The 13,666-nt window shown below is 31.4% G+C and carries 17 protein-coding genes; 14 read left to right on the top strand and 3 right to left on the bottom strand.

Annotated elements, in window-relative coordinates:
* The first annotated feature begins 170 nt into the window (after nucleotides 1–170).
* The 5 genes from modA (at nucleotide 171) to HMPREF2953_RS01250 (ending at nucleotide 3,877) form a co-directional block, all read left to right on the top strand.
* A complete protein-coding gene (modA, locus tag HMPREF2953_RS01270) occupies nucleotides 171–962 on the top strand; it encodes a molybdate ABC transporter substrate-binding protein (RefSeq protein ID WP_070671391.1) in 792 nt (263 codons plus the stop codon).
* 11 nt (nucleotides 963–973) lie between these two features.
* Nucleotides 974–1,645 (top strand): molybdate ABC transporter permease subunit, encoded by a 672-nt coding sequence (modB, locus tag HMPREF2953_RS01265; protein ID WP_002448583.1) that lies wholly within the window; start codon nucleotides 974–976, stop codon nucleotides 1,643–1,645.
* A complete protein-coding gene (locus tag HMPREF2953_RS01260) occupies nucleotides 1,646–2,251 on the top strand; it encodes an ATP-binding cassette domain-containing protein (RefSeq protein WP_070671389.1) in 606 nt (201 codons plus the stop codon).
* A 101-nt stretch (nucleotides 2,252–2,352) separates the two neighbouring features.
* Complete coding sequence (locus HMPREF2953_RS01255) at nucleotides 2,353–3,357, top strand: ThiF family adenylyltransferase (protein ID WP_049334576.1); 1,005 nt, start codon at nucleotides 2,353–2,355, stop codon at nucleotides 3,355–3,357.
* Between the two features lie 13 nt (nucleotides 3,358–3,370).
* Complete coding sequence (locus tag HMPREF2953_RS01250; RefSeq protein ID WP_049334575.1) at nucleotides 3,371–3,877, top strand: MogA/MoaB family molybdenum cofactor biosynthesis protein; 507 nt, start codon at nucleotides 3,371–3,373, stop codon at nucleotides 3,875–3,877.
* Between the two features lie 87 nt (nucleotides 3,878–3,964).
* On the opposite strand, the gene moaC is transcribed toward HMPREF2953_RS01250, so the two are convergent.
* Complete coding sequence (moaC, locus tag HMPREF2953_RS01245; protein ID WP_070671387.1) at nucleotides 3,965–4,459, bottom strand: cyclic pyranopterin monophosphate synthase MoaC; 495 nt, start codon at nucleotides 4,457–4,459, stop codon at nucleotides 3,965–3,967.
* 142 nt (nucleotides 4,460–4,601) lie between these two features.
* Here moaC and glp point away from each other — a divergent pair, with 142 nt between their 5' ends.
* The 7 genes from glp to HMPREF2953_RS01210 all read left to right on the top strand — a co-directional run bounded on the left by glp (nucleotide 4,602) and on the right by HMPREF2953_RS01210 (nucleotide 9,247).
* Entirely contained in the window at nucleotides 4,602–5,861 is a 1,260-nt protein-coding gene (gene glp / locus HMPREF2953_RS01240) for a molybdopterin molybdotransferase MoeA (protein WP_070671385.1), read from the top strand.
* Nucleotides 5,858–6,349: a molybdopterin-guanine dinucleotide biosynthesis protein B gene (gene mobB / locus HMPREF2953_RS01235; protein ID WP_049334572.1), complete on the top strand. Its 492-nt coding sequence runs from the start codon at nucleotides 5,858–5,860 to the stop codon at nucleotides 6,347–6,349. The genes glp and mobB overlap by 4 nt, the downstream gene beginning before the upstream one ends.
* Nucleotides 6,336–6,785 (top strand): molybdenum cofactor biosynthesis protein MoaE, encoded by a 450-nt coding sequence (locus HMPREF2953_RS01230; protein ID WP_049334571.1) that lies wholly within the window; start codon nucleotides 6,336–6,338, stop codon nucleotides 6,783–6,785. Before mobB ends, HMPREF2953_RS01230 begins: the two co-directional genes overlap by 14 nt.
* Complete coding sequence (gene moaD, locus HMPREF2953_RS01225) at nucleotides 6,786–7,019, top strand: molybdopterin converting factor subunit 1 (RefSeq protein WP_049334570.1); 234 nt, start codon at nucleotides 6,786–6,788, stop codon at nucleotides 7,017–7,019.
* A gap of 2 nt (nucleotides 7,020–7,021) precedes the next feature.
* On the top strand, nucleotides 7,022–7,627 hold the full coding sequence (gene mobA / locus HMPREF2953_RS01220; protein ID WP_049334569.1) for a molybdenum cofactor guanylyltransferase MobA: 606 nt from the start codon (nucleotides 7,022–7,024) through the stop codon (nucleotides 7,625–7,627).
* Nucleotides 7,628–7,641: 14 nt separating this feature from the next.
* The gene (gene moaA / locus HMPREF2953_RS01215; protein WP_049334568.1) at nucleotides 7,642–8,664 is read left to right on the top strand and encodes a GTP 3',8-cyclase MoaA; all 1,023 of its coding nucleotides are present in this window, start codon (nucleotides 7,642–7,644) and stop codon (nucleotides 8,662–8,664) included.
* 232 nt (nucleotides 8,665–8,896) lie between these two features.
* Nucleotides 8,897–9,247 (top strand): SarA family transcriptional regulator, encoded by a 351-nt coding sequence (locus HMPREF2953_RS01210; RefSeq protein WP_017174859.1) that lies wholly within the window; start codon nucleotides 8,897–8,899, stop codon nucleotides 9,245–9,247.
* Between the two features lie 74 nt (nucleotides 9,248–9,321).
* On the opposite strand, the gene HMPREF2953_RS01205 is transcribed toward HMPREF2953_RS01210, so the two are convergent.
* Nucleotides 9,322–10,527 (bottom strand): MFS transporter, encoded by a 1,206-nt coding sequence (locus HMPREF2953_RS01205; protein ID WP_049334567.1) that lies wholly within the window; start codon nucleotides 10,525–10,527, stop codon nucleotides 9,322–9,324.
* Entirely contained in the window at nucleotides 10,514–10,957 is a 444-nt protein-coding gene (locus tag HMPREF2953_RS01200; RefSeq protein WP_049334566.1) for a MarR family winged helix-turn-helix transcriptional regulator, read from the bottom strand. Before HMPREF2953_RS01200 ends, HMPREF2953_RS01205 begins: the two co-directional genes overlap by 14 nt.
* 170 nt (nucleotides 10,958–11,127) lie before the next feature.
* On the opposite strand from HMPREF2953_RS01200, the gene HMPREF2953_RS01195 reads away from it, so the two are divergent.
* Nucleotides 11,128–11,898, top strand: coding sequence for a VOC family protein (locus tag HMPREF2953_RS01195; protein ID WP_049334565.1), 771 nt, complete (start codon nucleotides 11,128–11,130; stop codon nucleotides 11,896–11,898).
* A 414-nt stretch (nucleotides 11,899–12,312) separates the two neighbouring features.
* The gene (locus HMPREF2953_RS01185; RefSeq protein ID WP_049334563.1) at nucleotides 12,313–13,575 is read left to right on the top strand and encodes a lipid II:glycine glycyltransferase FemX; all 1,263 of its coding nucleotides are present in this window, start codon (nucleotides 12,313–12,315) and stop codon (nucleotides 13,573–13,575) included.
* The last annotated feature ends 91 nt before the right edge of the window (nucleotides 13,576–13,666 follow it).

Raw genomic sequence — 13,666 nt, 5'->3', positions numbered from 1 at the left:
TTATAACTACTTTATACTGTATCATTATATTCACAAAAAGTATTTCAATATTGAATGATTATATAAAACTTTATATTTCAAAATTTAGAAATAAATATAAAATATGGTGAAACTTTTCAAAAGATATAAAAAGCGTATAATATTTGATTGAATAGGGGGCATAAAAATAAATGACTGTAAAACGATTATTAGCGGTGTTAGGGACTTTCATTATCATTATGGCAGGTTGTTCAAATTCAAAAGATAATGAGAATAGCAAGCAATCTTCAAAGTCAAATAATAGTGATAATCCTAAAACTGAATTGAAAGTGTCAGCAGCAGCAAGTTTAAGTGGTGTAAGTAAAGCATTAAAGAAAGAGTTTGAAAAAACACACAAAAATGTAAATGTAACATTTAATTATGGTGGATCAGGGGCCTTAAGACAACAAATTGAAAAAGGTGCACCAACTGATGTCTTTATGTCTGCAAATACGAAAGATGTAGATATGTTGAAAAAACATAATCAAGCTCATAATACATATAAATACGCACATAATCAGTTGGTATTGATTGGTGATAAAAACAGTGATCAAGCTTCAGTAAAAGATTTAAAAGACAACGAAAAATTAGCTATTGGTGAAGTGAAAACTGTACCAGCAGGTAAGTATGCGAAACAATATTTAGATGATCAACATTTATATAGTGATGTAAAAGGTAAAATTGTGTATGCCAAAGACGTTAAACAAGTATTAAATTACGTTGAAAAAGGTAATGCTCAAATGGGATTTGTATATGAGACCGATTTATATACGAATAATGAAAGAACAGATAAAGTAAATGAGATTAAAAAAGCGGATTTGAAAAAATCTATCACTTATGAAGCGGGAGCAACATCAGATAACAAATTTGCTAAAGAATGGATGGAATTTTTAAAATCTAAAAAAGCGAAAAATATTTTAAAAGAATATCACTTTAAAGTATAGGGGGATGACATATGCCTGATTTAACACCTCTATGGATTTCTATTAAAGTAGGATTTATCAGTACGATAATTGTCTCTATATTAGGAATTTTTATTTGTAGAACGTTATATAAAAGAAAAGGGCATGCAACTCAATTTCTTGAAAGCTTAATATTATTACCTATTGTTTTACCACCGACAGTACTAGGGTTTATACTTATTATTGTTTTTTCACCTAGAACATTTGTGGGACAATTCTTTCAAAATATACTTCATTTACCCGTAGTATTTACAATGACAGGTGCAGTAATTGCATCTGTCATTGTTAGTTTTCCACTAATGTACCAACATACTATTCAAGGATTTCGAAGTATTAACCCTAAAATGTTAAATACTGCACGAACAATGGGAGCAAGTGAACGTAAAATCTTCTATCGTTTAATTCTACCATTATCTAAACGTTCAATTATTGCGGGTATTATGATGAGTTTTGCGAGAGCTATTGGAGAATTTGGTGCAACATTGATGGTTGCAGGATATATTCCAAATACAACCAATACCCTGCCACTTGAAATCTATTTTTTAGTAGAGCAAGGAAAAGAAAATCAGGCATGGTTATGGGTACTTGTACTCGTTGCTTTTTCTATTACAGTCATTAGTATGTTGAATTTTGCGAATCGTGATAAAGCTCAGGAGGTAGACTAGATGTTACAAGTTAAATTAAAACATCAGTTAAAACAAACATTGATTCATATTAACATTGAAGATACAAAAGCTAAAATATATGCAATACAAGGTCCCTCCGGCATTGGAAAAACAACAATATTAAATATTATTGCGGGATTAAGACAACCAGATGAGGCCTATATCAATATTGATAATCATCTATTAGTGGATACTGAAAACCATATTAATGTAAAGATTCAACAACGCCAAATTGGCTATTTATTTCAAGATTATCAACTTTTTCCTAACATGACGGTTCTCCAGAATATTACATTTATGACTAAACAGTCTAAACATATTGATGAGCTTATTCAACGTTTAAATATTAGCCATTTAATGAATCAATTTCCGCCGACACTGTCTGGTGGGGAAGCTCAACGTGTAGCACTCGCTCGAACTTTAAGCACGAAACCCAATTTAATTTTACTTGATGAACCTTTTTCAAGTTTAGATGATATTTCTAGAGATGAAGGCATCCATCTAGTTAAGCAAATTCATGAGGAATGGTGTATACCTATTATTTTTGTAACGCATTCTAATTATGAAGCAGAAGTATTAGCAGATGAAATTATTCAAATTAAATAAATAAGAGTAGGATATCGAAGTCTAGAATGTTTTAGATTTCTGTCCTACTCCTATTTCGTTATAATAAAAAGAAGAGAGAATGTTGAGAGAGGTTTCAAATAATGACTCAAGAACGTTATTCAAGACAAATTTTATTTAAAGATATTGGAGAACATGGACAACAAACCATTAATCAGAAACATGTATTGATTGTTGGAATGGGCGCTTTGGGCACCCATGTAGCTGAAGGACTTGTTCGTGCTGGTATTCGAGAGTTGACTATTGTGGATAGAGACTATATTGAATATAGTAATTTACAAAGACAGACATTGTTTACAGAAAGTGATGCAGATCGTATGTTGCCAAAAGTGGTTGCTGCACAAGATCACTTAAAACATATTCGCTCTGATATAAAAGTGAATAGTTATATTGAACATGTAGATGCCCCATTTTTAGAGCAATATGCCACGAGTGTAGATTTGATTATTGATGCAACGGATAATTTTGAAACAAGACAATTAATCAATGATTTTTCCTACAGATATCGCATTCCTTGGATTTATGGTGGAGTAGTTCAAAGTACCTATGTAGAAACTGCATTTATTCCAGGTCAAACACCTTGCTTTAATTGTTTAATGCCTCAGTTACCAGTGATAAATCTGACATGTGATACAGTCGGTGTGATTCAGCCAGCCGTAACGATGACCACAAGTTTTCAATTACGGGATGCTTTAAAGATATTGATTGGTAAACAGATTCCCACGAAGCTGACATATGGAGATATTTGGGAGAATACACATTTTTCTTTTGGTTATAGTAAAATGCGTCGTGATGATTGCCCAACTTGTGGCAAAAATGCTAGCTTTCCGTATTTATATACTCATTCGACTTCATATGCAACTTTGTGTGGTAGAGATACAGTTCAATATGAAAATAAAGACATTACAAAAAAAGTATTGGTTGATTTTCTTATAGCACTCGATATTCGTTATCATGAAAACCAATATATGTTAGTATTTGAATTTAAAAAACATAGAATTGTATATTTTGAAGGTGGGCGAATGTTGATTCATGGTACAACTAAGAAATCTGAAGCAATACATTTAATCAATCAACTATTTGGATAAGGAGAGAATGATGATGCATCAGCATGAAAATAAAGAAGTTAAAAAAACAATTCAATGTGCAGTGTTAACAATTTCTGATACACGAAATAAAGAAACAGATAAAGGCGGTCAATTAGTTCAAAAGTATTTGAAAGAACTGAATATAGAAGTGACAGAAGAACACTATAATATCATTAAAGATGACAAGGAAGACATCCAATCTCAAATTGAGGAATGGTTAGCATCAGATATTGATGTCATTATAACGACTGGAGGTACTGGTATAGCACAACGTGATGTGACTATAGAAGCTGTAAAACCACTTTTAGATAAAGAAATTGAAGGATTCGGCGAACTTTTTAGATATTTAAGTTATACGGAAGATGTAGGAACAAAAGCGCTTCTCTCAAGAGCATTAGCGGGAACTGTTATGAGTAAATTAATCTTTACGTTGCCGGGATCAACTGGGGCAGTAAAGTTAGCAATGACTAAACTCATTATTCCGGAATTAAATCACATGGTTTATGAACTCAATAAATAAAATAGTCATAAAAAGCATTGTAAATCATAGGTTTCCCTAATTGAAAATGCTGCTTATGACTATCATAATAGAAGACAATCATATAGATTAATCTAATTGACGGTGATAATCTCCAGATTTGCCTCCAGATTTTGATTCAAGGTATGTATCACCAATGATCATTCCTTTATCAGCTGCTTTTGTCATATCGTATACTGTGAGAGCTGTAACTGAAGCAGCTGTTAAAGCTTCCATTTCAACACCAGTCTTACCTGTAGTAGAAACTGTAGCAGTAATGCTTAATTTATAGTGGCGTGGTGTGTTCGCTTGATTCCAAGAGAATTCAATATCTATTCCAGTTAAGGGCAATGGATGACACATTGGAATAATAGTCGAAGTATTTTTAGCAGCCATTATACCTGCAATTTGAGCAGTATTAAGTACATTACCTTTTTTATTTGTATTGTCAATAATTTGATGGTAAATCGCTTCATTCACTGTGATGCTTGAATGCGCTTTAGCAATACGTTTTGTAATACTTTTATTCGAAACATCAACCATTTTTGCATTACCTTGATGATTGATATGTGTAAAATTTGACATAAATAGCCTCCTATAGAAGTATCTAAAAAATCATAACATAAAAATAAAGTTATAAACATTTATTTTGAATGAGTTCTTCATTATCTTACTGAGTTTATAAAATAGTATAGCATGAATTTATCGTGTAATTGGAGTTGATAAAATGGTAGTTGAGAAAAGAAAACCAATACCTATTAAAGAAGCAATTGAACGTATTGTAAAACAAGATATATATACTCAACAAAGTAATATATCATTAGAGGACAGTTTAGGATATGTCTTAGCAGAAGACATTGTAGCAACTTATGATATACCACGTTTCAATAAATCACCGTATGATGGTTTTGCTATAAGAAGTGAAGATTCGGCTGGTGCCTTTTCAAAAAATCGTAAAACATTTAAAGTGATAGATCATATTGGTGCAGGCACAGTATCTCATAAAACAGTTGGAGAAAATGAAGCAGTTCGTATTATGACAGGCGGTCAAATTCCTGAGGGTGCAGATGCAGTAGTGATGTTTGAACAAACTGTCGAAAACGGAGATACATTTACTATTAGAAAACCGTTTGAAGAGAATGAAAATGTGTCGCTAAAAGGAGAAGAAACTAAAACAGGAGATATCATTTTAAAAAAAGGACAAGTCATTAATCCTGGAGCTATTGCAGTACTAGCGACCTATGGTTATACAGAAGTGCCTGTGTTTTTAAAACCAAGTATTGCAGTCATTGCTACTGGAAGCGAATTATTGAATGTAGACGAAGAATTACAACCAGGAAAAATTAGAAATTCTAATGGTCCGATGATACAAGCGTTAGCTGATAAAATGGGATTAACGATAGAGCCTTATAGTATACAACAAGATGACTTAGAAAGTAGTATTCAAATCATTACTAAAGCAATGAAAGATCATGATATTGTCATTACTACTGGAGGTGTTTCGGTAGGGGATTATGATTTTTTACCAAAGATATACAAAGCAATTCAAGCAGAAGTGTTATTTAATAAAATTGCGATGCGTCCTGGAAGTGTGACAACTGTGGCAGTTGCAAATAATAAGTATTTATTTGGTTTATCTGGGAACCCATCGGCTTGTTTTACTGGTTTTGAATTATTTGTTAAACCAGCAGTGCAACATATGATGCAAGCCAAAGCAGTTTACCCTCAAGTTGTGAAAGCAACATTAATGGAAGATTTTGCGAAAGCCAATCCATTTACAAGATTTATTCGAGCAACTGCATCTTTGACTCATAATTGTGCGACTGTGGTTCCATCCGGATTTAATAAATCGGGTGCTGTAGTAGCAATAGCACATAGTAATGCAATGATTATGTTGCCAGGGGGGACAAGGGGATTTAAAGCCGGTCACACTGTAGATGTTATTTTAACTGAATCGAATGTTTTCGAAGAGGAACTATCATTATGATTTTACAAATAGTCGGTTTTAAAGATTCGGGTAAAACAACATTGTTACAACAATCTATTACATTTTTAAAATCTCAAGGCTATCACATTGTGACGATTAAACATCACGGACATGATAAAGATGATATTACGCTTCAATCTTCTAATGTGGATCATATGAAACATTTTGAAGCTGGTGCAGATCAGAGTATTGTTCAAGGATCTGCTTATCAACAAACGGTAACACGTAGAAATCAGCCATCGCTTGAACAGCTGATAAAAGAAAGTGTAACTATTCGTTATGACGTTATTTTAGTTGAAGGATTTAAAAATGAGGATTATGACAAAATCGTGGTATATAAAACCCAAGAAGAATTAGAAAAACTGAGACTTCTTACACATGTTCAATATTTTTATAATTATAATAATGAGAATGCTTTAAAAAACTATGAGCAATGGTTACTAAAATGGTTGAAACAAAAGGATGAATATAAAAATGAAACAATTTGAAATCGTGAAGAATCCAATTGAGCCCGAACAATACAGAACATTTACTTTAAATGAACATCAAGGAGCTGTTGTTGTCTTTACAGGTCATGTTCGCGAATGGACTAAAGGGGTGAAAACAGAATATCTTGAGTATGAAGCTTATGTTCCAATGGCTCAAAAAAAACTAGAACAAATTGGAGAAGAAATTACACAGCGTTGGCCAGGAACGATAACAACGATTGTACATCGTATTGGTCCCCTACACATTTCTGATATTGCAGTATTGATTGCTGTCTCTTCGCCACATCGTAAAGACGCCTATCGTGCAAATGAATATGCGATTGAAAGAATTAAAGAAATTGTGCCGATTTGGAAAAAAGAAATTTGGGAAGACGGTGCAGAATGGCAAGGACATCAAAAAGGAGATCACAGTCAAGCAACTAAAGGAGGGGCTTAAATGAGAGTGTTATATTTTGCAGAAATAAAAGAAATATTAGAAATGAATTCAGAGGACATTGATTTAATAGAAGATATTACAGTAGAAACATTTAAAGAATTATTATTTGAACGTCACCCATCCATTCGTAATAAAAAATTTCAAGTAGCTGTGAATGAAGAATTTGTTCAACTTAATGATATTGTAAAGCAAGATGATATTGTTGCGTTAATACCTCCAGTTAGTGGTGGTTAAATATGAAAGCAATTATTCTAGCTGGGGGACACTCTAAACGTTTTGGTACTCCTAAAGCATTTGCTTGTATTCACGGGCAAATGTTCTATAAACGAATTATTAACACATTAACAGAAACGAATTTATTTGACGATATTATTATAAGTACAAACAAACAACTTAAAAATGAATTTGAGTATAAACATATTATGGTAGATGAAGAAACACATGCAGATAAAGGCCCGTTATCAGGGATCTACACAGTTATGAAACATTATAATAATGAAGAATTATTTTTTGTGGTCTCTGTAGATACTCCTATGATTACTAAAGAAGCAATAAGTCAACTATATCAATTTACAATTTCACAGCGTATTGAACACCAAGCTGATATTATAGCTTATTCAGACAATGATAAACCTATACCGACCATTGCGTTTTATAGTCGAGGAGTCATTTCGAATATTGAAAAAGCACTCAATTCTAATGATTATAGTTTACGGCATGTATATAAAAATGTGATAACATGTTTTCTAGATACTAAAGAGGTTCAACCTTTAAAAAATTGGTCTAAAAATATTAATTATCAAGAGGATTTGAATACTTTACTTCATCAGATTAATGATTAAAGGGGGACGCGTTAATGACGATCCAAATTAAAGATAAATTAGGACGTCCTATAAGAGATCTACGAATTTCTGTAACAGATCGTTGTAATTTCCGATGTGATTATTGTATGCCAAAAGAAATATTTGGTGATGATTTTGTTTTTTTACCTAAAGAGGAATTACTTACATTTGATGAAATTACAACAATTGCCAAAGTTTATGCTGAATTAGGCGTGAAAAAATTAAGAATCACTGGTGGAGAACCCTTATTACGACGTGATTTATATAAATTAATTGAAAAACTCAATCGTATTGAGGGTATTGAAGATATTGGTATGACCACTAATGGTTTACTTTTAAAAAAACATGGTCAAAAGTTGTATGATGCAGGATTACGTAGAATTAATGTAAGTTTAGATGCAATTGATGATGAAGTATTTCAAGCAATTAATAACCGTAACATTAAAGCTTCTACCATCTTGCAACAAATTGATTATGCGATATCTATTGGGTTTCATGTAAAAGTAAATGTAGTTATACAAAAAGGGATTAATGATGATCAAATTCTACCTATGATTGAATATTTTAAAGATAAACATATTCAAATAAGATTCATTGAATTTATGGATGTAGGTAATGACAATGGTTGGGATTTTAGTAAAGTTGTGACGAAAGAAGAAATGCTATCGACTATTGAAGAAGAGTTTGATATAGAACCACTTCCACCTAGATATTTTGGTGAAGTTGCCACATATTATAAACATAAAGATAATGGTGCACAGTTTGGTCTAATCACAAGTGTTTCAGCTTCATTTTGTTCTACTTGTACAAGAGCAAGGCTATCATCTGATGGAAAATTTTATGGATGTTTATTTAGTGTGATTGATGGTTTTGATATTAAATCATTATTGCGTAGTGGTGCTACACATCAAAAATTAAAAGATACGCTCATTTCATTATGGCAAGCACGTGATGATCGTTATTCAGATGAACGTACAGAACAAACAGTAAAAAATCGACAACGAAAAAAAATTAATATGAATTATATTGGCGGTTAATCTATACAGAAGCAAGTGATAATCATATGTGATATCACTTACTTCTGTATTTTAATTTGATAGTATCTTTAAGTAATTTTAATAATTTCAAAGTAATTTATATTAATCACTAAACAGATATAAATTAATATTTGTAATAGATTAAATTGTACATATGTTATATAATTAAATTAAGCAATTTTATTATATTATGTATTTATACAACTTAGAATCAACTTTGGAGGCATGTACTATGAATAATAAAGTGACTCGCTTTATTGAAGCGGAAAGAGAACTTAGTCAATTGAAACATTGGTTGAAAATGACGTATAAAATTTCTATTGAGGAATTTGTCGTTTTATTTAAAGTGTATGAAGGTAAAAAAATTAGTGGAAAAGAGTTACGCGATACATTACATTTTGAAATGTTGTGGGATACAAGTAAAATTGACGTAATCATCCGTAAAATTTACAAAAAAGAATTAATTTCTAAATTACGTTCTGAAACAGACGAGCGACAAGTATTTTATTTCTTTAATGCGTCTCAACAAAAAGTATTAGATAAAATGAAAAATGAAATTGAAGCTATTAGTATTGCAAATTAATTAAATAAAAAGAGCACCTCTAATATTCTATAACGAATAATAGGGGTGCTCCTTTTTATATATTAAATGAAATATTAATACGTATTACCATTCACTTTTCTACCATGAACAATTAAATAAAGTACCGTACATAAAGCGGCTACAATGGCCATAATGAGATAAACTTGAGTATACGTAATTGCACCTGTAAATAACCCAAGCAACGATGGACCAAAACCAATACCGATATCTAATCCAATAAAGTAAGTTGAAGTGGCAATTCCATATTTACTTGAAGGTGAGACTTTAATTGCAATGGCTTGCATTGAAGATGAGAGATTTCCATAGCCAATACCTAAGAACACGCCAGCAAGTAATAATACCCAACCATTATAGCTAAATACTAATAAAACAAATGTAATAATTAAGGCAAGAAATGCTGGATAAACCACAACGTTTTCATTTTTTGCATCAATCATTCTACCAGCAATAGGTCGAGTGATTAATGAAGCGACCGCATAGAAAATAAAGAAATAACTAGATGCTTCTAACAAATGACGTTGCTCAGCAAAGGATTTTAAAAATGTTAGGATTGATGCATAGTTTACCCCGATAATCATCATAACAATTGCTACTGGTATAGCTTCTTTAGCAATGAAATGATGAATGCTGAAACCAGAAGCTTGGGCTACTTTTCTATCAATTGCATTTTTAGTAGGATTAAAGTCAATTTTAATAAAGACTGAAACAATTAAACTTGCAATTCCTAGTATAAGACAGATAAGAAATAGTAAATTAATTGAGAATGATTTCAATAATAAAATTCCAAAGAAAGGACCAATGGCTGATCCAAGAACAAGACTTAGTGAAAATAAGCTAATGCCTTCACTTTTACGTTCTACAGGGGTAACATGTGCAGCAATTGTACCTGTAGCTGTCGTTGCGATAGCTGTAGCAATTCCATTTAGGAGTCGTACTAACATCAAGATGGTTATCGATCCTGGGATAAAATAAAGTAACTGAGTAATGATTAGAAAAATTAAACCAGCAATTAAAATCTTTTTAGGACCAAAACGATTGACATACTTTCCCGTTCCAAAACGTCCTATCAATGATCCAATAATAAATAGTCCTACAACAAGTCCAGATAAGCTGTCTGACACATGGTAGGATGTTTTAGAATAATCAGCGATGATAACTAATAATAAGTACATACATAAATAAACAAAGAAGTTAATAATAAAATTGATCGTAAAACTTTTAGTAAAAATAGGTTGTTTAGTGGTACTAGTCTGATTCATGAGGATCCCCCTTCGATAATGTATAATGTAATTTTTTCATAATTGCTATAACGTGATCCAAGTCATCATTAGATATATTAGATTGATGGATTAAATCTTCTTGAATAGGTGTAATACAAGTATTAATATCCTTAAATAATTGCTGTCCTTTTTCAGATAAACTTAATAGCTTTTCACGTTTGTCAGTCCCTGGAGTAACCAAAAGTAAATCTTTTTCAAATAGTACTTTAATAATTTTACGCGCAGTCGGTTTTTCAATAAAACGACGTTTAGATATTTGAACTAAAGTCGTTTGATCATATGTAGCAATATCTTTAAGCACTAACCACTGCCCTGTATGTAGGTCAAATTGATCTAATATAGGTTGAGTACGTTTAATATAAGGACGATAAATACCAATAAAACTATTGAAAAATTCATTTGTGAGCATTTTGAATTATCTCCCTCGAAAATAGTTAGCAAGGCTAACTAATTGATGCCGAAAAATATTATACGCCGATTTCATTCGTTTTTCAACACTAAATATAAGTTATAGAGTAAAGTATAGTGAAATTTGTTAAAATACAATTAAGTTTAAATTAGTAAAGGGGATATTGATAAATGAAGTTGAAATTTGATCATATGATTCATTACGTCGATCAATTAAAAGGATTTAAATATCCAGGTGAGTTATTAAAAATTCATTCTGGAGGCAAGCACCATCAATATGGCACTTTCAATCGTTTAGCTTATATAAATGGAAATTACATCGAACTCTTAGATGTTGAAGATGTTGAAAAGTTAAAGAAAGAAGCTAAAACTGAAGAGGGTAGAGTCGCTTTTGCAACGAAAATTGTTCAAGATGATTTTAAGCAAGGATTTAAAACAATGGCATTTAGAACGGAAGATATAGAGAGAGTAAAACAATCTTTAAACGAACGTCATATTGATACGATTGGTCCTATAAATATGGACAGAGAAAATAAAAAGGGTGAAAAGATAAGATGGAAGTTACTCTACATCGCTGATCCCGACTATATGGTAAGGCCTCCTTTTTTTATTGAGTGGAATAAAAATAAAGTCGATCATATGCAAAATTTGGATTCATTTTTTCAGAAACAATTTAAAATTGATAAAATTATTATAGATAGTTCTAAACGCTCTAAAACCTTAACTAAGTGGCAAAGCTGGTTTAATATGGATATTATAGAAGAAAATGAGAACTACACTGATTTAAAATTAGAGGGGGATACTATCGTTTATCGGATTCAAGATGCGGCTCAATCTGGATACAATACCATTGTTTTTAAAGATAATGAGACTATGACTCCTTATTCAATCATTATTAAAGGAGCCAAATATCGTTTCGAACCTAATGAAGGAACTAATTAAATAGATAGGTATAAGTACTATGTGCAATAAAAGCAATATGAATAAAAACTAGTACTAAAGAAATTAAGCTTAGTATTAAAGAAAAACGATTTGTTTTTAATAGTATAAATAAAATGGTAAGTACAAGTGATAAAGCGACAAACATCACTCTCAGACTAAAAAAATTTATAGTTAATGGATGAGCCATTGTATAAATTATTGCAATAGCATTACATACAATAAATATAAGTAAAATAATATTTCTCAAATTTAAAAACCTCTTTAATAAAAAATAGTAGTATTTTTCATTCATTAAGTATAACAAAAAGAATAGCTTTTTGAAGAAAATACAACTTCTATTATGAGTTTGTCGACACTCTCAAATCTACAATGTATAATGATAAGTAATGCAAAGATAAAGGAGTTTTATATAGCATGGAAAAGATGAATATCACAAATCAGGAACATGACGAATTTGTAAAAACTCATCCGAATGGTGATTTATTGCAACTGACAAAGTGGGCAGAGACAAAGCGCTTAACTGGATGGTATTCAAAACGTGTGGCAGTAGGTGAAAATGGTGAAATTAAAGGTGTAGGACAGTTATTATTTAAAAAGATACCGAAGTTACCATTTACATTATGCTACGTATCACGTGGATTCGTAGCCGATTATAATGATAGAGACGTACTGAGAGCACTTTTAAATGAAACAAAAAAAATTGCTAAAGAAGAAAAAGCGTACGCGATTAAGATTGATCCAGATGTTGAAGTAGAACATGGCACAGAAGCACTTAAAAATTTAAGAATGCTTGGATTTAAACATAAAGGGTTTAAAGAAGGATTATCAAAAGACTATATTCAACCTCGTATGACAATGATTACACCTATTGATAAAACCGATGATGAAATTATTCAAAACTTTGAACGTCGTAATCGTTCTAAAGTTAGATTAGCGCTTAAACGAGGTACTAAAGTTGAACACTCAAATCGTGAAGGGCTTAAAACATTTGCGAAATTAATGCAAATTACGGGTGAACGTGATGGCTTCTTAACACGTGATATTAGCTATTTTGAGAATATTTATGACTCATTACATGAAGATGGGGATGCAGAATTATTCTTAGTGAAATTAGAGCCACAACAAGTGCTTGATGGAACGAATAAAGATTTAGAAGCTCAAGAAGCAGAAAAAGCTAAATTAGAAGCGAAGTCAGAAGCACGGCCAAATGATAAAAAAACAGCTAACAAATTAAATGATGTAAAAAATAAGATTTCTAAGACGACTGAATTAAAAGAAGATTTAGAAAGATTAAATCAAGAACATCCAGAAGGCGTATATTTATCAGGCGCATTACTTATGTTTGCAGGTGAAAAATCATATTACTTATATGGAGCTTCTTCAAATGATTATCGTGATTTCTTACCGAACCATCATATGCAATATGAAATGATGAAATACGCAAGAGATCATGGTGCAACAACGTATGACTTTGGTGGCACAGACAATAATCCATCAAAAGATTCTGAACACTATGGATTATGGGCTTTTAAACGTGTATGGGGCACTTATTTAAGTGAAAAAATTGGTGAGTTTGATTATGTCTTAAATCAACCATTATATCAATTAATCGAACAAGTTAAACCAAGACTTACAAAAGCCAAAATTAAACTTTCTCGCAAATTAAAACGTAAATAATTAATTTACAGTATTGTAGATACAGTATTTAATCTGAACGATTCTATGAAGAAACGTTCAGATTTTTTTACCAATATTAATAACTTATTAT

The sequence above is a fragment of the Staphylococcus sp. HMSC072E01 genome, assembly GCF_001814125.1.
In the GTDB taxonomy this organism is placed as follows: domain Bacteria; phylum Bacillota; class Bacilli; order Staphylococcales; family Staphylococcaceae; genus Staphylococcus; species Staphylococcus hominis.
The sequence above is the reverse complement of the archived record's forward strand: the minus strand, read 5'-3'. Positions and strand labels throughout refer to the sequence as shown.

Excerpts from the sequence above, each read along its gene's own strand:
- HMPREF2953_RS01260 (WP_070671389.1), top strand. The coding sequence starts at position 1,646 with ATGTTACAAGTTAAATTAAAACATCAGTTAAAACAAACATTGATTCAT.
- HMPREF2953_RS01210 (WP_017174859.1), top strand. The coding sequence starts at position 8,897 with ATGAATAATAAAGTGACTCGCTTTATTGAAGCGGAAAGAGAACTTAGT.
- HMPREF2953_RS01255 (WP_049334576.1), top strand. The coding sequence starts at position 2,353 with ATGACTCAAGAACGTTATTCAAGACAAATTTTATTTAAAGATATTGGA.
- HMPREF2953_RS01200 (WP_049334566.1), bottom strand. The coding sequence starts at position 10,957 with ATGCTCACAAATGAATTTTTCAATAGTTTTATTGGTATTTATCGTCCT.
- HMPREF2953_RS01195 (WP_049334565.1), top strand. The coding sequence starts at position 11,128 with ATGAAGTTGAAATTTGATCATATGATTCATTACGTCGATCAATTAAAA.
- HMPREF2953_RS01205 (WP_049334567.1), bottom strand. The coding sequence starts at position 10,527 with ATGAATCAGACTAGTACCACTAAACAACCTATTTTTACTAAAAGTTTT.
- moaA (WP_049334568.1), top strand. The coding sequence starts at position 7,642 with ATGACGATCCAAATTAAAGATAAATTAGGACGTCCTATAAGAGATCTA.
- HMPREF2953_RS01230 (WP_049334571.1), top strand. The coding sequence starts at position 6,336 with ATGAAACAATTTGAAATCGTGAAGAATCCAATTGAGCCCGAACAATAC.
- mobB (WP_049334572.1), top strand. The coding sequence starts at position 5,858 with ATGATTTTACAAATAGTCGGTTTTAAAGATTCGGGTAAAACAACATTG.
- HMPREF2953_RS01250 (WP_049334575.1), top strand. The coding sequence starts at position 3,371 with ATGCATCAGCATGAAAATAAAGAAGTTAAAAAAACAATTCAATGTGCA.
- moaC (WP_070671387.1), bottom strand. The coding sequence starts at position 4,459 with ATGTCAAATTTTACACATATCAATCATCAAGGTAATGCAAAAATGGTT.
- HMPREF2953_RS01185 (WP_049334563.1), top strand. The coding sequence starts at position 12,313 with ATGGAAAAGATGAATATCACAAATCAGGAACATGACGAATTTGTAAAA.
- mobA (WP_049334569.1), top strand. The coding sequence starts at position 7,022 with ATGAAAGCAATTATTCTAGCTGGGGGACACTCTAAACGTTTTGGTACT.
- modB (WP_002448583.1), top strand. The coding sequence starts at position 974 with ATGCCTGATTTAACACCTCTATGGATTTCTATTAAAGTAGGATTTATC.
- moaD (WP_049334570.1), top strand. The coding sequence starts at position 6,786 with ATGAGAGTGTTATATTTTGCAGAAATAAAAGAAATATTAGAAATGAAT.
- modA (WP_070671391.1), top strand. The coding sequence starts at position 171 with ATGACTGTAAAACGATTATTAGCGGTGTTAGGGACTTTCATTATCATT.
- glp (WP_070671385.1), top strand. The coding sequence starts at position 4,602 with ATGGTAGTTGAGAAAAGAAAACCAATACCTATTAAAGAAGCAATTGAA.